This is a genomic window from Rhodoferax sp. P1_F3, assembly GCF_056405715.1.
Genome location: NZ_JBFUBO010000009.1, coordinates 153,121 through 174,779, shown reverse-complemented (window position 1 = coordinate 174,779; position 21,659 = coordinate 153,121). Strand labels below are relative to the sequence as shown.

The following is a 21,659-nucleotide window of genomic DNA, read 5'->3' as shown; positions in this document are numbered from 1 at the left end:
GAATGAAACGATTCATATCCGCCTTGCTGGGACTGACATGCGCCGTTGCGGCCTGGTCTGCAGACATCACCGTCTTTGGCGGGGATAACTCTGCCCCCAAAATGTTTTTGCAGGACGGACGGCCCCGCGGCATCCTGATCGACATTCTGAAATATGCCGACCAGGAACTGCGCGACAACAGCTTCAAGATTGAGCTTTACCCCTGGGCCCGCTCGTACCGCTATGCCGCCGGCGGCCTTGGCGGTATCGTGGGTCTATCGTGGACGCAGGAGCGCGCTGCGCTGTTTGACTACTCTGACCCTGTGTATGTGGACGACGTGGTGATCGTGGTGCACAAGGGCCGGGAATTCAGTTTCAAGGAGATGGCCGACCTGCAGGGCAAGCGCGTGGGCCTAGGGCGTGGCGGCAGCTATGGCGAGGCATTTGAGAAAGCCCGTGAAGCTGGCGTGTTTGTGGTGGACGGCGACGGCGGGGCGGGAGAACGTCTGAACAAACTGGTACTGGACCGTATCGACTGCGCGCTGTTCAACGCGGGCAAGGCAGGGTTTGAAGAAATACTGCGCAGCAACAAAGGACTGGAAGCCCTGCGCGACGCGCTGGTGGTGCTGCCCGTGCCCCTGCGCAGCGACCCCAACTTCTTGGCTTTCCCCAAAAGCATGCAGATGAAAACCTGGCTGAATGACTTCAACCAGATCATCAAAAAAGGCTACGGGCGCGGCGAGATCCAGAAGCTCATCGCGCAAAACCTGGGCTCGTAGCCCCAGCCCCTGATACGCAGCGCTGCCACACCCGCCGAAAATCCCGCGCCGAGCCAAACCCACAAGCCTGGGCCAAGCGCTCTTGCGACAGCGTGGGGTTGTGCGCCAGCATCTCTTGTGCCCGGGCAATGCGCAGCTGCTGCTGATAGGCCACAACGCTGATACCGGTGTGCAGCGCAAACAGGCGACTCAGGTGCCGGGCGCTCACACAGGCCACCTCAGCCAGTTCTTCCAAGGTCCATCCACGTTCGGGCTCGCGGGCCACGGCGTCTTGCGCGCGGTGCACGGCCGGGTGCATGTGGTTGCGGTGCGCCAGCCAGGGCGACATCTGCGGGTCGTGCGCACCACGGCGTTGGTACATCACCAGGCGGCGCGCCACGCGGGCCGCCAGCTCGGGGCCAGCCGCCTGCTCCACGATGTAGAGCGCCAAGTCAATGCCGGTGGTGATGCCGGCGCTGGTGAGCACTTGGCCATCGTCCACAAAGATGCGGTCGGTCACCACCTGGGCGCTGGGCGCACAGGCCTGCAGATCGGCAATCAGGGTGTGGTGGGTGGTGCAGTGCCGCCCATCTAGGCAGCCCGCCTGCGCCAACAGCAGCGCGCCGGAGCAAATGCTGGCCAAGCGCGTGTCGGCCAGCGGTGCAGTCTTGAGCCACTGCACCACAGTGTGTGCGGCCTCGGTGGCGTAGTCCACTACTTCATTGCTGTTGCCCACGATGAGCACCAGACTGCGCGGCGGCAGCTGCGTGGGCAAGGGCTCCAGACCCGACAGGCAGGTGCTGAGTGAGGTGGTGATGTGTGCCTTCGGCCCACAGGTGTGCAGCGCAATAGGTGCGCCCATGTCAACTGCCATGCGCAGCGCCTCGGCCGGACCTGCGTAGTCCAGCATCAGCACATTGGGCGTAAGCACCAGGTAGATGGAAAGCTTCAGGTCTTCCATGCTATTTCCTTGATGCGGGCGAACAGCGGCGCACCAAACACATTGACCAGCAGCCCCGCCATCAGCAAGGCACCGCCGGCAAAATGGATGGGGCGCAGCGCCTCGCCAAACACCACCCAACCCGTGGTCAACCCCACGATGGGCACCAGCAGCGTGAACGGGGCTACGCGGTTGGTGGGGTAGCGGGACATCAGATGCGTCCACAGCCCATAGCCCAAGAGCGTGGCGGCCCAGGCCAGGTAGGCGATGGCCCCCACGGCGGCTAGGTCGATGTGCTGCAGGGCCTGCAACATCGCGTCAGGTCCTTCCAGCCAGGCAGAGAGCGCCAGAAACGGCAACGGCGGCACCAGGCTGGCCCACACCACAAAGGCCAGTTGGTTCATCGGGCCGTAGCGCCCTACCGCGCGGGTAACGATATTGCCGCAGGCCCACATGACTGCCGCGGCAATAGTGAGCAAGAAGCCCAGTAGGGGCATGGACACGCCATTCGCCGCACCACTCGCACTGCCAATCAGCAACAACCCCAGTGCGGCCAGCAACAGCCCGGCCATCTGGTTGGCCTGCCAACGCTCCTTCAACCACCAGGCCGCCAGCAACAGCGTGAAGAAGGACTGCGACTGCAGCACCAGCGAGGCCAGACCCGAGGGCATGCCCACGTGAATGGCGCTGAACAGAAACGCAAACTGCCCCACTGAAATAGTGAGGCCGTAGGCCAGGTATAGGCGCAGCGGCACCTTGGGCGGCTTGAGGAACAGCAGCGCGGGAAACGCCGCCAGCAGAAAGCGCAGCGCCCCCAGCAGCAGCGGTGGAATGCCCACCACGCCGACCTTGATCACCGCGAAGTTCACGCCCCAGACCAGGATGACCAGCAAGGCCAACCCCAAGTCTTTGGGCCGCATGGGCAAGCTGGCGTTCATGCGATCACCGGGGTGGGCTGGGGTGGTGTGACGCATCCCTGGGGCTTGAATACACGCGTAGTGGACGGAGGGTTGTTCGCCAGCTTCCCCGCAGGGCGAATCGGGCGGGGCACAAAACCACCCCCGCAATTGGGGCACACGCCCAGCAGGCGGGTGTCTACACAGTCTGCACAAAAGGTGCATTCAAACGAGCAGATGCGGGCATTGGTGGCTGCGGGTGGCAGGTCCACATTGCAGCATTCACAGTTGGGACGCAGTTGCAGCATAGAAATTCCTTTTATGCGGTCAGATCGGCCAGGCAAGTATCCACGTCCACGATGCGCGCAAAGCGGTCCGCCAGGACCAGCTCGGTGCGGGTGGTGATTTCTTCGGCGCTGAAGGTGCGACCACTGCCTGCATGCGTCATGGGGAAAGTCAGCGTGGCTTCGGACACAAAGTCCACGTCGTAGCCCAGGTCCGAGCCCACGCGGGTGGTGGTCTCGCAGCACTGCTCGGTGCGGATGCCGCTGATGATGAGCTTGGTCACGCCCTGACGGCGCAGCCACAGGTCCAGACCGGTGTCGGTGAACGCGTTGTGCGTGTGCTTGTCAAAGCGCACAGAGGGGTTGCCTGGCAGCCAAGGCAAGGGTTTGACAAAACCCGATTCAGGCAGGAAAGGACCGGCGCGCCCCACGTGGTAGATGTGCACCACGGGTACATCGGCAGCGCGGGCACCCGCGTCCAGCTTCAGCAGGGCCTGCTGAAACGGGGCATGAATGCCCTGTGACCAGAAGGGCATCTGGGCGAAGGACTCTTGCACATCGATGATGATGAGGGCAGATTTTGGCTTGGTGGATGAGGACATTTGAAGACACCAGTGAGTTGCAACGCCCTCACTGTAGCCCTCTTAACGCTGGCGCAAAAGGTCTCTCGTCGCCAACTTTCGGACAAAAACCGCCAAACACTCTTTACCCAAGTTAAATCAGGGCGTCCGCCTGCAATTCGCGCTTGGCATAGGCGTAATACAGCGGCGCAGAGACCAATCCGGCCACGCCAAAAATGGCCTCGCCCACAAACATCACCGTGAGCAGTTCCCAGGCCGAGGTGCCGGTGCGCTTGCCCACTACCTTGGCGTTGATGAAATATTCAAACTTGTGGATGGCCACCAAAAACAACAGGCAGGCCAGCCCCACGGTGGGCGAGATGGATACGCCGGCCAGCGTCAGCACGCTGTTGCACAGCAGGTTGCCCACGATGGGGATCAGTCCGGCAAAAAAGGTGAGCGCAACCAGCGAGCTGGCATAAGGCATGTTCACGCCAAACTGGGGCAGCGCCACCATCAGGAACACGCCAGTGCACACGGCGTTGAAGGCAGCAATCCAGAACTGCGCGATCACGATTTGGCGGAACGATTCCATGAAATGTGTGGCCCGTTCGCGCATCTGCAAACGCAGGGGCGCATAGCTCACCGCAGACGGCGTGCCCACAATGAGCGCACCAATCACCAGCCCCACGTACACCAGCAGGCCACCATGCAAGCCGGCTGAGCCAATGCCGGTGAGTGCGTGAGCCTGGGACTGCAGGTAGCTGGCCAGCCAGGTTTGCGCGGCCACCAGTTCATCGGGTAGGTGGCTGGCCAGGTCGGGCGGAAGCTTTTGCCGAATTTCGAGCACGGTGCCAGCCAGGTGGCGCAGCAGTGCCTGGTACTGGGTGACAGCACCGAACACCATGCCTTTGGCGTTGGCCATGAAAAAACCGATGGCCACGATGGGCATGAGGATGACCAGCGCGGCCGCCCAGATGGGCGAGAGGCGTAAGCGCCCTACGCCGCGCCACCGGGCCAGCCCCGCCGTGGCCAGAAAGCCCACGCATACCGCCAGCAGGCCCGGCAACAGCCCATACACCAGCACCGCCACACACAGCAGTGCGGTCAGTACTTGGCTGGAGACCTTGACAATGGGAACGGAGAGGCTGGGGCGGTAGGCGTTGGCAGTGGGTTTGGGCATGCGTGGCTCAAAGAAGGCAGAAGCTGCAAATCTAACCGACCGCGGGTGCTTAGTTGTCCCAGTCGTTCGAGCCGCTGTCCATAGAGCCAGCATCGTCCCAGGCGTTGCCATCGGTTACGCCAAAGTCTTGGCCCCCCATATCGGCATTGCCAGCCATGGGCTGGTAGCTGTCGCCAGACAGGTTATCTGGCGATAGCGTGGAATGGCGTTCGCCCATCAGGTTGCGGCCTATGGCCTCAGCCGCCATGACGCCCGCGCCCACGGCCAGACCAGTGGCCATGCCACCCAGAATTTTTCCGCCCAAGCCGCTGCCACCGGGCTGTCCGTAGGGCGTAGGGCCGTAGGTGGGCGACATAGCTGCGCCACCGCCAAACTGCTGGGGACCATCCAAGCCCGAGCTATAGCCTGCAGGCTGGGGGGCCGCCACCGGGGAGCGACGGCGAAAAACGAAGTACCCCGCCACCAGCACCAGGCTAGCCAGCAGCGCCGGTAGCACCCAGCTGGCAAACGCCGTTGGCTGGGCCGCAGGGATAACGGCATATTTCTGCCCCGGATTTACCGCCAACGCAGAGGACGAAGCAAGTTGTGCGCGCAGGGACTGCACGGCCTCGGGCTTGGCAAAGGGCAGGCCCGGGGCCAGCTGATCCGCCTTGGCAAGCGACTGCTGGGCACGGGCACGGTTGCCCTGGCGCGCAAACAGCTCGCTCTGCACAAAGTAGGCTTTGGCGCTGCCAGGGTGCGACACCAGCACCTGCTGCACCATCACCTGGGCTTGGTCGATCTTGCCGGCCTGGGCCGTGGCATAGATCTCGTTGAGTGTGGGCTCGGCCTGAGCCATGGCCAGGCCGGCGCCCAGGCACAACGCGATGACCATTCCTCGCAGTGCGCGTTGAACCAGGGGTATGTATTGCATAAGCGATCCTTACAAAGTTGGCGGGCTCTACCCGGCCAATTGGCGGTCCGCCCCCGAAAATTCAAGCCGCGTGGTGGTGAAGCTTGTGTAAAGCCCGCGCACGGGTACCATGCAGGGCCCCCACCATGACACGCTCCCGCTTTCTTCCCGACAACTTCACACTGGCCCTGCTAGCCGTAGTCACCCTTGCCAGCGTGTTGCCAGCGCAAGGCGCGGTGGCTCACGGCTTTGAGATTTTGACCACTGCAGCCATTGCATTACTGTTCTTTCTGCACGGTGCCAAACTCTCGCGGGCTGCCGTGGTGGCGGGGCTGAGCCACTGGCGGTTGCACTTGCTGGTTCTGCTGTGCACATTTGCGATGTTCCCCATCCTGGGGCTTCTGTTGCAGCCGGTATTCAACCTGGCACTCACGCCCGACCTGGCAACAGGCATGCTGTTTCTGTGCGCTCTTCCAGCTACGGTGCAGTCCGCCATCGCGTTCACGGCGATGGCGCGGGGCAATGTGTCGGCCGCGGTGTGCAGCGCATCCGCGTCCAGCCTGATTGGTGTGTTTTTCACACCATTGCTGGTGGGCTGGCTGGTGGTACCCGGTGGCGTGTCGGGTGCCAGTGAGCTGGATGCGGTCCTCAAAATCATGCTGCAACTGATGCTACCTTTTGTGGCAGGGCAACTGCTACAACCCTGGGTAGGTGGTTTTGTGAAGCGACACGCCGCAGGGCTGAAGTTTGTGGACCAAGGCTCCATCCTGCTGGTGGTCTACACGGCGTTCAGCGCCGCTGTCATTGAGGGGCTGTGGAAGCAGATACCGCTGCCGGTGTTGGCAGGTCTGGTGGTGGCGTGCTGCATCTTGCTGGCCCTGTCGCTGGCAGTCACCACCTGGGCCAGCCGCGCACTGGGCTTTAACAAGGAGGATGAAATCACCATCGTCTTCTGCGGCTCCAAGAAAAGCTTGGCCAGCGGCGTGCCCATGGCCAAGGTGCTGTTTGCCGCACCCGTCGTGGGCGTGATGTTGCTGCCGCTCATGCTGTTCCACCAGATCCAACTCATGGTGTGTGCCGTACTGGCGCAACGCTATGCCAAACGGGAAAGCTGAGTAGCAAAACTGCCTACCCTGCACTTTGTGTCAGAATTTATCCCACCCCTTTATTTTCTGGAGTATTAGATTGAACAAAGCTGGATTGATTGAAGCCCTGGTCAAAGAGACCGACATGTCCAAGGCCGCCGCAGGCCGCGCCATTGATGCGCTGGTGCAAATCATCACCAAGACCGTGGCCAAGAAAGAAGACGTGCAGCTGATTGGCTTTGGCACCTTCAAGGCCACCAAGCGCGCCGCACGCAAGGGCAAAAACCCACGCACCGGCGAAGCACTGAAGATTGCCGCCGCCACTGTGCCAAAATTCAGCGCCGGTGCAGCCTTCAAGGCCGCGGTGAATAAAAAGAAATAAACCGGTCAGTTTCAAACAGAGGGGCGGCAGTGGTACATCACCACTGCCGCCTTTTCTTTTGATGGCGTTTAATAATGTTTCAGGACTACCATCTTCTGTATGAGCTCATTGATCAATTCCCTCAAGTCTGAAATCGCCCGTGTGGCCCGCAAAGAGCTCAAGGATGAGCTGCTGGCCTTGCGCAAAGCGACGACAACCCATCGTTCGGAAATCGCCGCATTGAAACGCCAGGTCAAGTCCTTGGCCTCGGCACTCAAGGCCACGGTCAAAGCATCCCGATCCAACGACAGTACGACCTCGGCAGCGGACGCGTCAGCTGCAGCGCCTGGCATCCGCTTCAGTGCCAGCCGCTTGGCTGCCCTGCGCGCCAAGTGGGGAATCACCCAAGCCCAGATGGCGGCTGTGCTGGACGTATCCTACCTGTCGGTACACAAATGGGAAGCTGGTGCAGCCAAGCCGCGCGCCGCACAGTTGCAGAAGATTGCCGCAGTCATGAAGATGGGCAAGCGCGAAGTGCAGAAGAGGCTGCAGGCCTAACAGCGCCGGCTGCACTATCTGCCCCTCATGTTTTTCAAAGCCCTACAAACGCCACCTGCACCATCACGCCCGTGGGCACCGGGAGTGCTCTCGGTCTCCCTGGCTTTGTGTGCGCTGACAGGATGCTCCACGGCACCTCAGCAAACGGTTGAGACGAAGCCTCCCGTGACCATTGCTTCGCGACTCACGGGAGAGCAGGCCAATGAGGTCACGCTCATGGCCATTGGACTGGTGGGCACGCCGTACCGCTACGGGGGCAACACGCCCGCGGGAGGATTCGACTGCAGCGGCCTCATTGCGTACGTCTACAAACACAGGGGTGGTGTACTCGCCCCACGCTCCGTCGCTGCCCTTGTGAGCTGGGGGCAGGCGGTGCAGGCGGACTCCATCCGCACCGGCGATCTGGCCATCTTTATGGAGGGTGGCCGTGCCACCCATGCAGGCATCTACGTGGGCGAAGGTCGCTTCGTGCACGCCCCGTCCACAGGGGGAGAGGTGCGGCTGGACCAGTTGCAGTCCAAATACTGGTCCAGGCAGCAGGTGAGTTTTCGCCGGCCTTGACCCTGTTCAGCTCAAGGCTATTGCTGTCACAAAGCCGGCTTTGACAACCAGCCAGGTCAGCAAGACCAACAGCCAAGTCTTCCACTTCACACGCGGGGTGTTGAACTTGTTTTCGCAGACTGTAAAAACCACGGCCGCAACCACGCCAAACAAGATGCCGAGTACCACCTGAATGGCCTTGAGCTCCCAGTACTGGGAGGGGTCTTCTTGCACCGGCTGAAACAAGCCTACGACAATGCCAAACACCAGCCAGCGCACGAGATAGCCCCACCAGCGGGTCCATAGCCCTGTGCCAACCTGTGGCCAGTTTTCCTTGCTTGCGTCTGCATTGTCCATAGGTAGAGTCTACAAAAGCATTCAGCGTCGCTAGGCCCCGCAAGCAAAAAATCCCGATCCTTCGTATAATTCATCCATGTTCTCTATCAAAGATTTGATCCTCACCTAGCCTTACCGCTCTGTCGGCAAGGCTATTTGTCTTGCCGGTCTTTGAACCTCAAACCCCGGCAGTTTTCTGTGCGGGGTTTTTTGTTTTTTGCGAGTATTTCCTATGCGTACCTTTGACAAGCTGATCGCCACAATTCATTCACACCAGTGGATGGTGGGCTTGCGCTCGTCCATTGGTGCCCCCGCCTCAGCGCAAGACTTGAGCCCCTAGTTTGGGGTTTTCTCAATGGGCAGATTGCCAGGCAATCGCCCCAGAAAACCCTGGTTCGCACACACAACGACCAGGGTTTTTGTCTTTTAGGAATACGACTATGAACAAGCGACAACTTCGCAACATCGGCATCATTGCGCACGTGGATGCCGGCAAAACCACCGTCAGCGAACGGATCCTCTACGTCACGGGTGCCATCCACCGCACCGGTGAAGTCCATCTGGGCAACACCACGATGGACTACGACCCGCAGGAACGTGCACGCGGCATCACCATCAACAGTGCGGCAACTACGGTGGCGTGGCGCGCGCACCAGATCAACCTGATCGACACACCGGGACACATCGACTTCAACATCGAAGTGAACCGCTCTTTGCGGGTGCTCGACGGTGCGGTTGTCGTGTTTGACGGCGTTGCTGGCGTGGAGCCGCAAACGGAAACCAACTGGCGCCTGGCAGACCAATACGGTGTGCCGCGCATCGCCTTGATCAATAAGCTGGACCGCACCGGTGCGGACTTTGCGCGGGTCGTGGCGATGATGGCGGAGCGGCTGGGCGCCAAGCCCTTGGTCATGCAACTGCCCTTGGGCCAGGAGGCCGAGTTTGAGGGTGTGATTGACCTGGTCAGCATGCAAGCGCTGCGTTGGCCGCGCAATGGACACGGCCAGCCCGAGCTGACGCGCGGGGCCATCCCCGAGCACATGGTGTTGGCCGCGCAGGCGGCGCACGACGCTTTGGTAGACACCGCGGTGGAGCAAGACGACACGGTATTGGCCGCCTATTTGAACGGTCAGGACGTGTCGGAGGCACAGCTGCGCGCGTGTATCCGCCTGGGTACCCTGAAGCAGGCATTTGTGCCGGTCTTTGCAGGCTCTGCGTTGAAGAACAAGGGCATTGAGACTTTGCTGGACGCCGTGGTGGACTACCTGCCTGCGCCAGAAGACCGCGCGCAGGCGATGGGTGACGGTGACGGCTTTGCTGCGCTGGTGTTCAAGGTGGTCCATGACGAGCATGGGGCGCTGAGTTACCTGCGTGTGTACCGCGGGCAGGCGCAGGCCGGCAGCATGCTGCTCAACAGCAGCACTGGCCAGAAGGAGCGCCTGTCGCGCGTGGTGCAAATGCACGCCAACCAGCGTGAGGAGCTGACGCACGCCATGGCCGGCGACATTGTGGCCGTGGCCGGGCTCAAAGGCAGCAAAACGGGCCACACCCTGTGTGATCCGGAACAGCCGCTGGTGCTGGAAGAGATTCACGCACCCGAGCCCGTCATCACGATGGCAGTGGAGCCCCTGGCCCGCGAGGACCAGGCCAGCTTTTCCAAGGGACTGCACACCTTGGTGGACGAAGACCCCAGCCTGCGTCTGAGCCAGGACAGCGAGTCTGGGCAAACCCTGCTTTCGGGCGTGGGCGAGCTGCAGCTGGAAGTCACGCTGGAGAAGCTGCGCAGCCGTTTTGGCGTATCGGTGCATACAGGGCAACCGCAAGTTGCCCTGCGTGAAACGGTGACCCGGGAAGCCCGCGTGCGCTATGTGCACAAGAAGCAGTCCGGTGGGCCTGGGCAGTTTGCCGAAGTGGCGCTGCGCATCGAACCGTTGCCACGGGGTGACGGTCTGCGCTTTGCGAACGAAGTGACCGGTGGAGCGATCCCCCGGGAGTTCATTCCCAGCGTGGAAGACGGCGTTCGACGTGCGGCGCGCGCAGGCGTGCTGGCGGGTTACCCGGTGATGGATGTGCTGGTGGTTCTGGAAGACGGCAGTTTCCATGACCGCGACTCGTCCACACTGGCTTTTGAGCTGGCGGGCAGTGCGGCCTTTGCACAAGCGCAAAGGGATGCGGAGTCCGTCATGCTGGAGCCGGTGATGGCGGTGCAGGTCACCACGCCACTGGACTACGTGGGCGACTGCATTGGTGACCTGAACCGCAGACGCGCCCTGGTGCGCCAGCAAGACCAGCTGGGCAATGCGGCGGTGATCCATGCGATGGTGCCGCTGCAGAACCTGTTTGGCTACATCGGCAGCTTGCGTGCCCTGACCTCGGGGCGCGCCAGCTATTCGATGCAGTTTGACCACTATGCAGAAGCGCCCAGGGCGCTAGCTGCCGCGGCCTAAGGCCGCGGATGAAGGGCGAATCCATTGGGTTCGCCCTTTTTTCTTGCCTCTCACCCCTGCTGCAATAGCGCCATATTCGCGGCTGCCAGAACTTTGCGCGTCAATCCGTCGAGCAACGACGACGTCGCGCGGGCCTGCTGCCAATACAAAGGAACATCCATGGCGTGGTTGGGCACCAGTTCGACCAGCGTCCCGTCCTTGAGGTGCTCCTGGATCAAGGCCTCGGGATGCAGGCCCCACCCCATACCGGCAACGGACGCTGCGACGAAGGCATGGGATGACGGCAAGGTGTGCCGCGGCAACTCTACGTGTTGGTGACACAGGCGTTGCACCCAACGCGACTGCAACTCATCCTTGGCGTTGAACAAGAGACTGGGGGCCACCGACAAACTTTGTGCACCCACTCCCGTGGCAAAGTACCTCTCGACGAAAGCCGGGCTTGCAGCGGCCAGATACCGCATAGAGCCCAACGACCGCACATTGCACCCCGAAGACGGGCGTGCAGTGCCCGTGACGGCGGCCAGTACCGCGCCCGTACGCATCCATTCAGCGGTGTGGTCCTGGTCATCGACTGCGACCTCCATGAGCACAGGCGCTTCGGCCGCAAAGGCGGTCAACACGGGGGCAAACCAGGTCGCGAGGCTGTCGGCGTTCACGGCAATGGGCAAAGGCACACGCGCTCCGCCCTCTTGCTCCAGTGCGGGCAGTTCACCTTGCAACTCGTGCTCCAGCAAACGTACGCGGTCCACATGCTGGCACAGCCGACGCCCCGTTTCTGTGGCGCGACAAGGTTGCTCACGCACCACCAGCGCGCAACCCACGCGCTCTTCCAGCAAGCGGATGCGCTGCGAAACCGCTGACGGCGTGACGTGCAGGGCATGGGCAGCACGTTCAAAGCTGCCTTCGCGCACCACGGCGGCCAGCGCCGCCAACGAGGCATAGTCGAGCATAAGTTAGAAATTCTTAATTAAATAAAGAAAAGATAGTTTGCCTTCATTGCAGGGTGACGGCAAGCTTGCAGCATGACAAATCTGCCCCACACCTTTACAAACGTGCTGCCTGTATTTATTCAAGGCCTGGGCCTGAGCCTGGGACTCATCGTGGCCATAGGCGCCCAAAACGCCTTTGTGCTCAGGCAAGGTCTGCGCCGTGAACATGTGGGAGCGGTCGTGCTGTTTTGTGCCTTGGCGGATGCCCTGCTCATCACCGTCGGGGTGATGGGCATGGCGCAGGCACTGGGCGAGCGCCCGGACGTTGCTCGTGCATTGGCACTGGCAGGAGCCCTTTTTTTGGCCACCTATGGATGGCAAGCCCTGCGACGTGCGCGGCAAGCCAACCAGTTGCGCGCAACGGAAACAGGGGCGGTACTGAGCCTGGCTAGCGCCATGGCACAGGCCGCGGCGTTCACGCTGCTCAATCCCCATGTGTACCTGGACACCGTATTGCTGGTCGGCAGCATTGGCGCGCAGCAGTCCGCAGCGTTGCGGCCTTGGTTTATCGCGGGCTCCAGCGTTGCCAGCCTGTTCTGGTTCGGTCTACTTGGGTTTGGGGCGCGTTGGCTAGCGCCCTGGTTTGCACGACCCAAAGCCTGGCAAATACTGGATGGGCTGATTGGGTTGACCATGTGGGCCATTGCCCTTTTGCTGGTGCGACAGGTGTGGGCCGGAATCTAGAACCGGCGCAAGCGCCTGCAACACCCAAACTTTACAAAAAAACATCCTTTTTCTATCCAGGACATTGAACCAAGCAATTAGCACTCGCTCATACAGAGTGCTAATATTTGAGTCATGAACACAAGGAGGTTCTGAATGTCCGCTTTGCTTGCTACCCCCCAAACCGCTCTGGCCACGGCCAATCCGTGGTCGCTGGTACCGCCGCTGGGGAACCTGGACGCTTATATTTCCGCCGCCAACCGCCTGCCCATGCTCACGCTGGAAGGAGAGCAGGAGTTCGCCCGCAAGTTCAAGAATGACAATGACCTTGAAGCTGCCGGTAAGTTAGTGCTCTCTCACTTGCGTTTGGTGGTCTCCGTATCCCGCCAATACCTGGGCTACGGTCTGCCTCACGGCGACCTGATCCAGGAAGGCAATGTGGGCCTGATGAAGGCGGTGAAGCGCTTTGACCCCGACCAAGGTGTGCGCCTGGTGAGCTACGCGCTGCACTGGATCAAGGCCGAAATCCACGAATACATTCTGAAGAACTGGCGCATGGTCAAGGTGGCCACCACCAAGGCCCAGCGCAAGCTGTTCTTCAACCTGCGCTCCATGAAGCAGCGTTTCAAGAGCGACGATGCGGCCGCCGATCTGGGCACGCACCGCGACACGATGAATCCTGAGCAAATCAACGCCATGGCGCGTGAGCTCAACGTCAAGCCCGAAGAAGTCATCGAGATGGAAACCCGGCTGTCGGGCGGTGATGTGCTGCTGGACCCCAGCCCTTCCGACGACGGTGAAGACGCGTTTGGCCCGATTGCTTACCTGACTGACACCAACCATGAGCCCGTGGCCATGATTGAGGCACGCCAGCGTGACGTACTGGCCACCGACGGCATTGCCACCGCGCTGAACAGCCTGGACGAGCGCAGCCGCCGCATTGTGGAAGAGCGCTGGCTCAAGGTGAATGACGACAATTCTGGTGGCATGACACTGCATGACCTGGCTGCCGAATACGGCGTGAGCGCCGAGCGCATCCGCCAGATCGAGGTGGCCGCCATGAAGAAAATGAAAACTGCCCTGGCTGAATACGCCTGAACACAACGCCGTGGCACCCCGTGTCACGCGCTTGGTAGACAATGCCCCCTGCCGGCTTCGGCCACAGGGGGCATTTTTCCGACTGGAGACTTTTTTCATGCGACGCAACGCCGCCAAGATTGCTACACTTTTAGTAGCTGCCTGCGCACTATCCACGGGGGCTATAGCCCAAAATAACACTGAACCCGACGCTCCATGGCCGAATCGGCCGCTGCGCATCATCGTGGGTTTTCCCGGCGGCTCCTCGCCCGACCTGACGGCACGTGCCTTTGCCGACCCGCTGTCCAAGGCACTGGGCCAGCCGGTGATTGTGGAAAACAAGGTGGGGGCCGCTGGCAACATCGCCGCCGACTACGTGGCCAAGGCCACGGACGACCACACCATCGGGCTGATGATCAACGGCAACATGACGATTGCCAAGCTGCTGAACCCCAAGCTGCCGTACGACCCGCTCAAGGACCTGCAACCTATCAGTCTGATTGGTGTCTCGCCCCTGGTGCTGGTGGCGCCCTTGAATGCACCGGGCAGCAACGCCGCAGAGTTTCTGGCCGCCGCGCGCAAGTCGGGCGACAAGTGGAACTACGGCACGCCCGGTGTAGGCACCGTGGGCCACCTGGGCATGGAGTTGCTGAAGGCCAAAGCGAAAATGGCCCCCCTACACGTGCCATACGCTGGCTACCCGCAGGTGGCTACAGCCCTGATCGCAGGCGACCTGCAGCTCAGCCTGCTGCCACCGGCGTTGGCCAATGCGCAAATCAAGGCCGGCAAGCTCAAGGCCATTGGTGTGACCGCCAGTGTGCGCAGCCCGTTGGCGCCCGAGATTCCCAGCCTGTCAGAGGCGGGGGTGAAAGACTTCAATCTGGAGATCTGGAACGCGGTGGCAGCGCCTAATCACCTGCCCAAGCGCGAGGCCGTGCGACTGGCCAGCCTGTTCAGCGAGATTGCCCGCTCACCCGAGATGCGGCAAAAGCTGTTTCAGCAGGGCTGGACTGTACTGGGCACATCGGCCGAAGGCCTGAACAACCGGGTGAAGGCCGACACGGCCTTGCTGGGCGGCATCATCACCAGCCAGAAAATCACTATCGACTAATGGCACGGCAGCGTGGGTATGCCCCTGCCGTTTTATGCCGCCAAGGCCATGGGCAAGAGGCGGCGGTATTCTTTCTTGGCGACCGCGTAGCACTCGCAAGTCTGTTTTTCCAGGCGCGGGCGGTCCAGCACCACGATGTGGCCGCGGTGGTAGCGGATCAGCCCGGCCTCTTGCAGCTTGTGCGCGGCGATGGTGATGCCCTCGCGGCGCACCCCCAGCAGATTGGCAGCCAGCTCGTGGGTCATTTCTATTTCATCTGAATACGAACGGTCCAAGCCCAGCAACAGACGCCGGCACAGTTGCTGCTCGATGGAGTGGTAGCGGTTGCACACCGCGGTTTGGGCCACCTGCCCCAGCACGGCTTGGGCGTAACGCAGCATGACCTTGGCGATGGCGCCAGAACGGTCCATCTCGCTTCTTAGGAAGGAAGCACTGAGTCGGAGGGCCAGACCCGGGCTCTGCACAACCGCTTCACTGGGTGCGGATCCGCCACCCAGCAACAGCGAAACACCGACCATGCCGTCATTGCCGACAACGGCCACTTCGGCGGAGGCCCCCTCTTGCGTGAGGTACACCAAAGACGCAATGCCGGTGATGGGGAAGTACACGTACTCCGGCACGCTGCCAGCGGCACAAAGCACCTGGCTGCGCGTCAGCTCCACCGGCTCCAGCTGACCGCGCCAACGGTCTGCATCAGCTTGGGGCAAGGCGGCGAGCAACTGGTTTTGCTTGATATCGCCGAAATAACGGTATGCGGTGTTCATGGGCTCTCCCTGTAAGGATGGATGGCCCTATGGTCCCGAATTCGGGTTACTACGGATATCAGCGTTGGCCGCTTGCTGGGGTCGGTCTAGTCCTACAAGCAGCCGTTGCGCTTAGGAGGTTTGCTTGAAGAGCTGGGCAATATCTGCCGCCAGCACCTTGGCGCCGCTGCCATAGCGTGTGAATAAGCGCAGACGGCCCTGCGTGTCATACACATAGCTACCCGCGGAGTGGTCCATGGTGTAGCTGGTGGGGGTCTTGCCGTCTACCTTCTTGTAGTAGACCTTGTAGTCCTTGGCCAGCTCGGCCAGCTTGTCGGGCGTGGTGGTCAGCGCCAAAAAGGTTGGGTCGAAGTTGCCCATATAGCCCTTGAGCACCTCAGGCGTGTCACGCGCCGGGTCCACCGTGACGAATAGGCCCTGCAGACGGTCGCCATCTTTGCCCAGTAGTTGCTTCACTTCGGCCAGCTCGGCCATGTAGGTGGGGCAGACGTCGGGGCATTGCGTATAGCCAAAGAACATGACCACCACCTTGCCCTTGAAGTCCGCCAGGTGGCGCAGCTGGCCGTTGTGGTCGGTCAGCGCAAAGTCCTGCGCGTAGGTGGCGCCGGTCACGTCAATAGACGCGAACGAAGGCTTTTGCTCCGAACAGGCAGAAAAAATGCCTGCAGCCCCCGCAATCATTGCGCCACCAGCTATGAATTTAATAGCATTTCGTTTGTTCATCACAGGCTCACAAGAGGTAATGGTCCAGCAGCAGCGCCGCAAACAGCACGCTGAGATGGATCAGGGAGAAGCGGAAGGTGGCGCGCGACAGTTCGTCGGAGTAGTTGCGCAGCAGGCGCAGCGCGTACCAGCAGAAACCCAGGCTCAGCACCACGGCCACCGCCAAGTACAGCCACGAGCTCATGCCGTACACAAACGGCAGCAAGCAGGCCGCCAGCAGCATGAAGGTGTAGAGCAGGATTTGCAGGCGGGTGAACTCGCTGCCATGGGTCACGGGCAGCATGGGCAGGCCGGACTTGCGGTAGTCCTCCACGCGGTACAAGGCCAGCGCCCAGAAGTGCGGCGGCGTCCACAGAAAGATGATGAGGAAGAGGATCAGTGCCTCGGGGCCCACATCGCCCGTCATCGCGGCCCAGCCCAACACGGGTGGCATGGCGCCCGAGGCACCACCGATGACAATGTTTTGCGGTGTCAGCGGCTTGAGGATCACCGTGTAGATGACGGCGTAGCCCACAAAGGTGGCAAAGGTCAGCCACATGGTCAGCGGGTTGACCCAGACGTACAGCAGCGCCGAGCCCGCAATGCACAGCGCGGCCGAGAAGATCAGGGTCTGCGTGTCGCTCAGCTCACCGCGCGCCGTGGGCCGCCAGGCGGTGCGCTTCATCTTCGCGTCGATGCCTTTTTCCACAATGCAGTTGAAGGCCGCGGCCGCACCGGCCACCAGGTAGATGCCCAGGCAGGCCACGGCTGCCAAGCCGATCTGCGGAAAGGTGGGCACACCTGGCACAGCCAGCACCATGCCAATCAGTGCGCAAAACACGATGAGCTGGATCACCCGGGGTTTGGTCAGCGCATGGAACTGGCGCAGCACCGAGGGAGGGGCAGGAGAAACATTCACAGTCATTCAGAAATTCCAGTTGAAGGGGCCGCGGCCGCCCGAGTGCGAATCCACACCAGCGTAACCAGCAGGGCGCCGGCGCCCCCGGTGTGCATCACGGCGGCCAACAGCGGCCACCCCAGCACCACATTGCTCAAACCCGTGGCCAGTTGCAACAGCAGCAAGCCACCCAGCCAGCGCGCCGGACGCTGCAACGCCGCTACGCCGCGCAGCCGCCACGCAAAACCACCCAGCACCAGCACCGTGGCCCCGGCCAGCAGGCGATGTGCCCAGTGGATGGCGGTCAGCGCCTGAAAGCTGATGGGCTCCCCGTCTGGCGACAGGCCCAGCGGGCGCCACAGCGAAAAACCGCCCGCAAAGTCCATATGTGGCCACCAGCTGTTCTGGCATTGGGGAAATTCGGTGCAGGCCAGCACCGCGTAGTTGGTACTGACCCAGGCGCCCGACGCGGCCTGCAGCACCAGCATGGCCAGCGCCACCCCGGCAGTTGGCGCGACCCAGGGTGGCACCCGCCCCGGCACGGCAGCACTGCCGCGCGCCACCTGCAAGGTCAGCAAGGCCAGCAGCACATAGGCACCCAGCAGGTGCAGGCTCACGATGGCGGGGAACAACTTCATGGTCACGGTCAGCGCGCCAAACGCACCCTGCACACACACCCACACCAGCGTAAGCGTGGGCAGCCAGGGGGCGGGCGTGGACCACGCGGGGCGTTTGCGGCCCAGCCACGCGGCCAGCGCCAGCACCAGAATCAAGCCACCCACACCCGTGGCCAGGTAGCGGTGCACCATCTCTATCCAGGCCTTGCTGTGCGTCACCGGGCCCGTAGGCATGGCTTGCTGGGCGCTGGCAATGTCGGCATGCGCACCCAGCGGGCTGGCGCTACCGTAGCAGCCCGGCCAGTCCGGGCAGCCCAGGCCGCTGTCGGTCAAGCGGGTGAACGCGCCAAACAGCACCAGGTCGACCGTAAGAAACAGCGTGATGATGGTGAGCGCCTGAAAGCGCCCGACCGGGCTGCTGCGGCCGTGGCGCAGCAGCACCCACAGCAGCGGGCCCGAGGCCAGCAAGGCCCCCACCAGCAGCACACGCAGCAGGGGTGAAAGGTCGTACAAAGAAGCTTGCATGCGGCGTCAGTGGGCGTTCAACGGCCAGCTTTGTCCCACGACGCGGCGGCGCGCAGCAGGCGGTCCATGTCGCGCTTGGCCTGGGGGGCAGTTTCCGGCGTCAGGTTGGGCGGGAAGCGCATCATCAGGTTGCCGATCGGGTCCACCAAATACAGGTGCTCCTGCAGTTGGGCGCCGTCTTGCGGGGGTAGCCATTGGGCCAGCGCGTCGGCTGGCAGGCGCACCACGGTGGCTCCTTGCAGGGCGGGCCGCAAGGCTTCGGGCACTTGGGCCGTGTCGTTGATCAGCCAGACCCAGTCCACGCGGTCTTTTTCCTTCCCCAGGGTTTCGCGCAGCTGCCGCTGCAGGTACAGGCGCTGGGCGCAGGCGTCATCGCAGGCGGCACCGGCCACGCTGATAAACAGCCACTGGCCCTTGAGGTCGCGCAGGTTCACGGACTTGGCATCCAGGGCCGTACCCACCACATCAGGCAAAGGGCGCTGAGGTTCGATCAGGGTGCCAAAGTTGCGGCGGCCTTCGGGACGCACCACGTAGTAGGTGAAGTACGAGGCCACCACGGGCGCTGCACACACCAACATCACCAGCATCATCTTCCAACGGCCCAGGCGGGTGCGTGCGACAGCCTGGGTCAGCCCCTGGTCAGCCATCGGCATGGAGTGCACAGTCATCCCCAGTGGGTGGTCGTCTTGGGGGTTGGCGCTAGACATGGGAATCCTTGATCACTTGAAAAAACGGTCGAATTTGAAACCAGGCAAACAGCACCACGATCAGCACGGCCAGCGCAAACCATTGCGCCGCATAGCCGTAGTGCTTGTCCACACCCAGGTTGATGGCAGGCCAGTCGCGCAGCAGCCCTTCGCTGGCCGCGCCGGTTTGCTGCAGCGTGATATCGGTGCGCAGCGGCAGGCCGGTCTCGGTGCGGAACTGGTCCAGGTCGAGATTTTGCCGGATTGCGCCTAGCGCGGGCACGCCGGGCTCGTAAAGCTTGGAAGGTGGGGGGGCAATACGCCCTTGGACCTCCACCGTCCCGCCCGGCGTCAGCAGATCGGGCAACTTGGTGCGGTCTTCAAAATTGCGCGGCAACCAGCCACGCTGCACCATCACCACGGTGTCAGTGCCTGTCAGCCGCAACGGCGTGAGCGCAAAGAAACCCACGCGGGCCTGCATTTGCCGGTTGTCCAGAAACACCGTGCGCTCCGCCAGCCAGGTGCCAGTCAGCACGACAGACCGGTGCAGCAACGCCTGTACCTGCGGCCCCGCAGTGGCCGCCAGCAACTGGGCGGTCGGCAGTGGCGCCAGCGCACCCTGCTGCTGGATAGAGGCCGCCAGCACTTCCTTTTGCGCGGCCCGGTCCAGCTGCCAACGCCCCAAGGACACGGTGACGCCCACCCCGAGCAAGGCCGCCATACCCACCAGCAGCAAACGGCTGCGTGCACTCATCCGATAATCCTGTTCATGACCTACCTCGTAATCTTGGCGTTCGTCGCCATTCTGGGCAGCCTGGCCGCAGCGCTGTACTTCATGCTGCGCGGTGGAAAAACCGCCGCCTCAAAATCCCGCGGCATGGCGCGCGCACTGGCATTCCGTGTGGGGTTTTCCATTTTGCTGTTTGTCTGCATTCTGGTGGCATGGCAGCTGGGCTACATCCACCCCACCGGCATTCCACCCGGCCGGTGAACCGCAAGCCCCCTCCCCTGCAGACCTCCATTAAAAAAGGCACCGCATGCGGTGCCTTTTTGTTGTGCCGTTGGCAGCTTAGAACCAGTACACCAGGATGTACAAGCCCAACCACACCACGTCCACAAAGTGCCAGTACCAGGCAGCGCCTTCAAAACCGAAATGCTTTTCGGGGGTGAAGTGACCCTTTTGCAGGCGCAGGGTGATGAACAACAGCATCAGCATGCCCACGAAAACGTGGAAACCGTGGAAGCCGGTCAGCATGAAGAACGTGGAGCCGAACACACCGGAGCTCAACTTCAGGTTCATCTCGGTATAGGCTTCGTGGTACTCATAGCCCTGCAGGCACAGGAAGAGAACACCCAACAGCACGGTGACCCACATGAAGCGAATCGTCTTGCTACGGTTGCCGTCGATCAGCGCATGGTGGGCAATCGTCAGCGTCACGCCAGATGACAGCAGCAACGCCGTATTGATGGTGGGAATGGGCCAGGGACCCATGGTCGTGAACGACTCCACAATGCCGCCAGGCGATGCCGTGGCACCGGCAGCCAAGCTGGGCCACACGGCCTTGAAGTCAGGCCACAGCAACGCGTTGTCTAGGCTACCCAGTGCTGGCACCGAGTGCGAACGGGCCCACCACAGCGCGGTGAAGAAGGCACCGAAGAACATCACTTCAGAGAAGATGAACCAGCTCATGCTCCAGCGGAAGGAGATGTCGATCTTGCGACCGTACTGACCGCCTTCGCTTTCACTGATGGCGTCACCAAACCATTGGTACAACACGGCCAGCCACCAGACCAAGCCCAGCGCCAGGGAGTACTTGCCCCAATCGGCACCGTTCACCCATTGGCCTGCGCCCAGAATCACAAAGAACAGTCCGGCAGCCGCCATGACCGGGTGACGCGAAGGCCCCGGTACAAAGTAGTACGGCGTGCCACCATGTGTTGTTGAACTCATTTTTGCTCCATTCCTTCTCTAATCCAAATCTCTGAAATCGGGCGGGTACTCGCTCAGGAGGCCACAGCCCATTTCGCCAAACTGATCAAAATTACCACTAGCAACAACGCGCCCATGATGCCCACCACCACCACGTGCATAGGGTTGACCTTGGCCAAGTCATCGCGGTAGCCCTTGTTGCTACGAATACCTAAAAACGACCACGCCACCAGCTTCACACTGTGAAGGAAAGAGGCCTTGGCGGGCACCTTCGGCTCCATCACGAACCTGCGCTTTCCGCGGTCGGCACTTTCACGCTGGCCACCGGAGCCGCCGGCGTTTTACCACCCACCTCAAAAAAGGTGTAGGACAAGGTGATGGTGCTCACGTCCTTGGACAACTTCGGGTCGATCACAAACACCACGGGCCAGGCCTTCTTCTCACCCGGTTCCAGCGTGTACTGGTTGAAGCAGAAGCACTCCAGCTTGTTGAAATGCGCTGATGCCTGCAGCGGCGCGTAGCTGGGAATAGCCTGGGCCGACATGCGGCGGTTCTGAATATTCTGAAACTCGTACATCACCGTGGTGATTTCACCGGGGTGCACCTGCACCGAGCGTTGCGCGGGCTTGAAATCCCAAGGGCCGCGTGAGTTCGCATCGAACTCTACCGTGATGGTGCGCGAGGTATCCACCTGCGTATTCACCACATTGGCCTTTTGCCCCGACACCACCTGCTCGCCCAGGGCCAGGATGTTGATGCCGGTCATTTCGCAAATGCTTTTGTAAATCGGCACCAGCGCGTAGCCGAAGGCGAACATGCCAACGGTGATCACCGCCAGCTTGCCCACCATCCGGGAATTTTCGCGCTTCAAGCCCATG

The 21,659-nt window shown here is 61.8% G+C and carries 27 protein-coding genes; 10 read left to right on the top strand and 17 right to left on the bottom strand.

The window, feature by feature from the left end; all coding sequences use genetic code 11:
• Nucleotides 1–2 precede the first annotated feature (2 nt).
• Nucleotides 3–758, top strand: a complete 756-nt coding sequence (locus AC1DZ5_RS16015) for a substrate-binding periplasmic protein (RefSeq protein WP_477890790.1) — start codon at nucleotides 3–5, stop codon at nucleotides 756–758.
• Here the strand turns inward: AC1DZ5_RS16015 and AC1DZ5_RS16010 are convergent.
• The 6 genes from AC1DZ5_RS16010 to AC1DZ5_RS15985 all read right to left on the bottom strand — a co-directional run bounded on the left by AC1DZ5_RS16010 (nucleotide 733) and on the right by AC1DZ5_RS15985 (nucleotide 5,513).
• Nucleotides 733–1,698 carry a GlxA family transcriptional regulator gene (locus AC1DZ5_RS16010; RefSeq protein ID WP_477890788.1) on the bottom strand — a complete coding sequence of 322 codons (966 nt, stop codon included), beginning with the start codon at nucleotides 1,696–1,698 and terminating at the stop codon, nucleotides 733–735. The two genes, AC1DZ5_RS16015 and AC1DZ5_RS16010, sit on opposite strands and share 26 nt — an antisense overlap.
• Nucleotides 1,686–2,597 (bottom strand): EamA family transporter, encoded by a 912-nt coding sequence (locus tag AC1DZ5_RS16005; protein ID WP_477890869.1) that lies wholly within the window; start codon nucleotides 2,595–2,597, stop codon nucleotides 1,686–1,688. Before AC1DZ5_RS16005 ends, AC1DZ5_RS16010 begins: the two co-directional genes overlap by 13 nt.
• Nucleotides 2,598–2,611: 14 nt before the next feature.
• Nucleotides 2,612–2,881 (bottom strand): DUF1272 domain-containing protein, encoded by a 270-nt coding sequence (locus AC1DZ5_RS16000; protein WP_477890786.1) that lies wholly within the window; start codon nucleotides 2,879–2,881, stop codon nucleotides 2,612–2,614.
• 11 nt (nucleotides 2,882–2,892) lie between these two features.
• The gene (locus tag AC1DZ5_RS15995; protein ID WP_477890784.1) at nucleotides 2,893–3,459 is read right to left on the bottom strand and encodes an isochorismatase family protein; all 567 of its coding nucleotides are present in this window, start codon (nucleotides 3,457–3,459) and stop codon (nucleotides 2,893–2,895) included.
• Nucleotides 3,460–3,571: 112 nt separating this feature from the next.
• On the bottom strand, nucleotides 3,572–4,600 hold the full coding sequence (locus AC1DZ5_RS15990) for an AI-2E family transporter (protein ID WP_477890782.1): 1,029 nt from the start codon (nucleotides 4,598–4,600) through the stop codon (nucleotides 3,572–3,574).
• Nucleotides 4,601–4,649: 49 nt separating this feature from the next.
• Entirely contained in the window at nucleotides 4,650–5,513 is an 864-nt protein-coding gene (locus tag AC1DZ5_RS15985) for a tetratricopeptide repeat protein (protein WP_477890780.1), read from the bottom strand.
• A 125-nt stretch (nucleotides 5,514–5,638) separates the two neighbouring features.
• Here AC1DZ5_RS15985 and AC1DZ5_RS15980 point away from each other — a divergent pair, with 125 nt between their 5' ends.
• The 4 genes from AC1DZ5_RS15980 (at nucleotide 5,639) to AC1DZ5_RS15965 (ending at nucleotide 8,057) form a co-directional block, all read left to right on the top strand.
• A complete protein-coding gene (locus AC1DZ5_RS15980; RefSeq protein WP_477890777.1) occupies nucleotides 5,639–6,607 on the top strand; it encodes a bile acid:sodium symporter family protein in 969 nt (322 codons plus the stop codon).
• A 70-nt stretch (nucleotides 6,608–6,677) separates the two neighbouring features.
• Nucleotides 6,678–6,959: an HU family DNA-binding protein gene (locus AC1DZ5_RS15975; protein WP_477890775.1), complete on the top strand. Its 282-nt coding sequence runs from the start codon at nucleotides 6,678–6,680 to the stop codon at nucleotides 6,957–6,959.
• Nucleotides 6,960–7,058: 99 nt separating this feature from the next.
• A complete protein-coding gene (locus AC1DZ5_RS15970; RefSeq protein WP_477890773.1) occupies nucleotides 7,059–7,496 on the top strand; it encodes a helix-turn-helix domain-containing protein in 438 nt (145 codons plus the stop codon).
• 165 nt (nucleotides 7,497–7,661) lie between these two features.
• Nucleotides 7,662–8,057 (top strand): C40 family peptidase, encoded by a 396-nt coding sequence (locus tag AC1DZ5_RS15965; protein ID WP_477890771.1) that lies wholly within the window; start codon nucleotides 7,662–7,664, stop codon nucleotides 8,055–8,057.
• Nucleotides 8,058–8,063: 6 nt separating this feature from the next.
• On the opposite strand, the gene AC1DZ5_RS15960 is transcribed toward AC1DZ5_RS15965, so the two are convergent.
• On the bottom strand, nucleotides 8,064–8,393 hold the full coding sequence (locus AC1DZ5_RS15960) for a hypothetical protein (RefSeq protein ID WP_477890769.1): 330 nt from the start codon (nucleotides 8,391–8,393) through the stop codon (nucleotides 8,064–8,066).
• Nucleotides 8,394–8,812: 419 nt separating this feature from the next.
• On the opposite strand from AC1DZ5_RS15960, the gene fusA reads away from it, so the two are divergent.
• The gene (fusA, locus tag AC1DZ5_RS15955) at nucleotides 8,813–10,819 is read left to right on the top strand and encodes an elongation factor G (RefSeq protein WP_477890767.1); all 2,007 of its coding nucleotides are present in this window, start codon (nucleotides 8,813–8,815) and stop codon (nucleotides 10,817–10,819) included.
• Between the two features lie 50 nt (nucleotides 10,820–10,869).
• Here the strand turns inward: fusA and AC1DZ5_RS15950 are convergent, their stop codons facing one another.
• Nucleotides 10,870–11,769: a LysR family transcriptional regulator ArgP gene (locus AC1DZ5_RS15950; RefSeq protein WP_477890765.1), complete on the bottom strand. Its 900-nt coding sequence runs from the start codon at nucleotides 11,767–11,769 to the stop codon at nucleotides 10,870–10,872.
• Nucleotides 11,770–11,841: 72 nt separating this feature from the next.
• Here AC1DZ5_RS15950 and AC1DZ5_RS15945 point away from each other — a divergent pair, with 72 nt between their 5' ends.
• The 3 genes from AC1DZ5_RS15945 (at nucleotide 11,842) to AC1DZ5_RS15935 (ending at nucleotide 14,659) form a co-directional block, all read left to right on the top strand.
• On the top strand, nucleotides 11,842–12,492 hold the full coding sequence (locus AC1DZ5_RS15945; protein ID WP_477890763.1) for a LysE/ArgO family amino acid transporter: 651 nt from the start codon (nucleotides 11,842–11,844) through the stop codon (nucleotides 12,490–12,492).
• Nucleotides 12,493–12,627: 135 nt separating this feature from the next.
• Nucleotides 12,628–13,569, top strand: coding sequence for an RNA polymerase sigma factor RpoH (gene rpoH / locus AC1DZ5_RS15940; protein ID WP_477890761.1), 942 nt, complete (start codon nucleotides 12,628–12,630; stop codon nucleotides 13,567–13,569).
• 97 nt (nucleotides 13,570–13,666) lie between these two features.
• On the top strand, nucleotides 13,667–14,659 hold the full coding sequence (locus AC1DZ5_RS15935; protein ID WP_477890759.1) for a Bug family tripartite tricarboxylate transporter substrate binding protein: 993 nt from the start codon (nucleotides 13,667–13,669) through the stop codon (nucleotides 14,657–14,659).
• A 32-nt stretch (nucleotides 14,660–14,691) separates the two neighbouring features.
• Here AC1DZ5_RS15935 and AC1DZ5_RS15930 read toward each other — a convergent pair whose 3' ends face one another.
• From AC1DZ5_RS15930 to AC1DZ5_RS15905, 6 genes are all read right to left on the bottom strand, one after another.
• Nucleotides 14,692–15,423: a Crp/Fnr family transcriptional regulator gene (locus AC1DZ5_RS15930; protein WP_477890757.1), complete on the bottom strand. Its 732-nt coding sequence runs from the start codon at nucleotides 15,421–15,423 to the stop codon at nucleotides 14,692–14,694.
• Between the two features lie 111 nt (nucleotides 15,424–15,534).
• Nucleotides 15,535–16,146, bottom strand: a complete 612-nt coding sequence (locus AC1DZ5_RS15925; RefSeq protein WP_477890755.1) for an SCO family protein — start codon at nucleotides 16,144–16,146, stop codon at nucleotides 15,535–15,537.
• Between the two features lie 7 nt (nucleotides 16,147–16,153).
• Nucleotides 16,154–17,050 (bottom strand): heme o synthase, encoded by an 897-nt coding sequence (cyoE, locus tag AC1DZ5_RS15920; RefSeq protein ID WP_477890753.1) that lies wholly within the window; start codon nucleotides 17,048–17,050, stop codon nucleotides 16,154–16,156.
• On the bottom strand, nucleotides 17,047–18,165 hold the full coding sequence (locus tag AC1DZ5_RS15915; RefSeq protein WP_477890751.1) for a COX15/CtaA family protein: 1,119 nt from the start codon (nucleotides 18,163–18,165) through the stop codon (nucleotides 17,047–17,049). The genes cyoE and AC1DZ5_RS15915 overlap by 4 nt, the downstream gene beginning before the upstream one ends.
• Before the next feature lie 17 nt (nucleotides 18,166–18,182).
• Nucleotides 18,183–18,872: a hypothetical protein gene (locus AC1DZ5_RS15910; protein WP_477890749.1), complete on the bottom strand. Its 690-nt coding sequence runs from the start codon at nucleotides 18,870–18,872 to the stop codon at nucleotides 18,183–18,185.
• Entirely contained in the window at nucleotides 18,865–19,605 is a 741-nt protein-coding gene (locus AC1DZ5_RS15905) for an SURF1 family protein (protein ID WP_477890747.1), read from the bottom strand. Before AC1DZ5_RS15905 ends, AC1DZ5_RS15910 begins: the two co-directional genes overlap by 8 nt.
• A gap of 15 nt (nucleotides 19,606–19,620) precedes the next feature.
• Between AC1DZ5_RS15905 and AC1DZ5_RS15900 the strand changes: the two genes are divergently transcribed.
• Complete coding sequence (locus AC1DZ5_RS15900; RefSeq protein WP_477890745.1) at nucleotides 19,621–19,842, top strand: twin transmembrane helix small protein; 222 nt, start codon at nucleotides 19,621–19,623, stop codon at nucleotides 19,840–19,842.
• Between the two features lie 78 nt (nucleotides 19,843–19,920).
• Here the strand turns inward: AC1DZ5_RS15900 and AC1DZ5_RS15895 are convergent, their stop codons facing one another.
• Genes AC1DZ5_RS15895 through AC1DZ5_RS15885 form a run of 3 tightly spaced genes read right to left on the bottom strand, consistent with a single transcriptional unit; the run spans nucleotide 19,921 to nucleotide 21,658 of the window.
• Complete coding sequence (locus AC1DZ5_RS15895) at nucleotides 19,921–20,802, bottom strand: cytochrome c oxidase subunit 3 (protein ID WP_310340152.1); 882 nt, start codon at nucleotides 20,800–20,802, stop codon at nucleotides 19,921–19,923.
• A gap of 53 nt (nucleotides 20,803–20,855) precedes the next feature.
• Nucleotides 20,856–21,062, bottom strand: coding sequence for a DUF2970 domain-containing protein (locus tag AC1DZ5_RS15890; protein ID WP_477890743.1), 207 nt, complete (start codon nucleotides 21,060–21,062; stop codon nucleotides 20,856–20,858).
• Nucleotides 21,062–21,658 (bottom strand): cytochrome c oxidase assembly protein, encoded by a 597-nt coding sequence (locus AC1DZ5_RS15885; protein ID WP_477890741.1) that lies wholly within the window; start codon nucleotides 21,656–21,658, stop codon nucleotides 21,062–21,064. Before AC1DZ5_RS15885 ends, AC1DZ5_RS15890 begins: the two co-directional genes overlap by 1 nt.
• Nucleotide 21,659 lies beyond the last annotated feature (1 nt).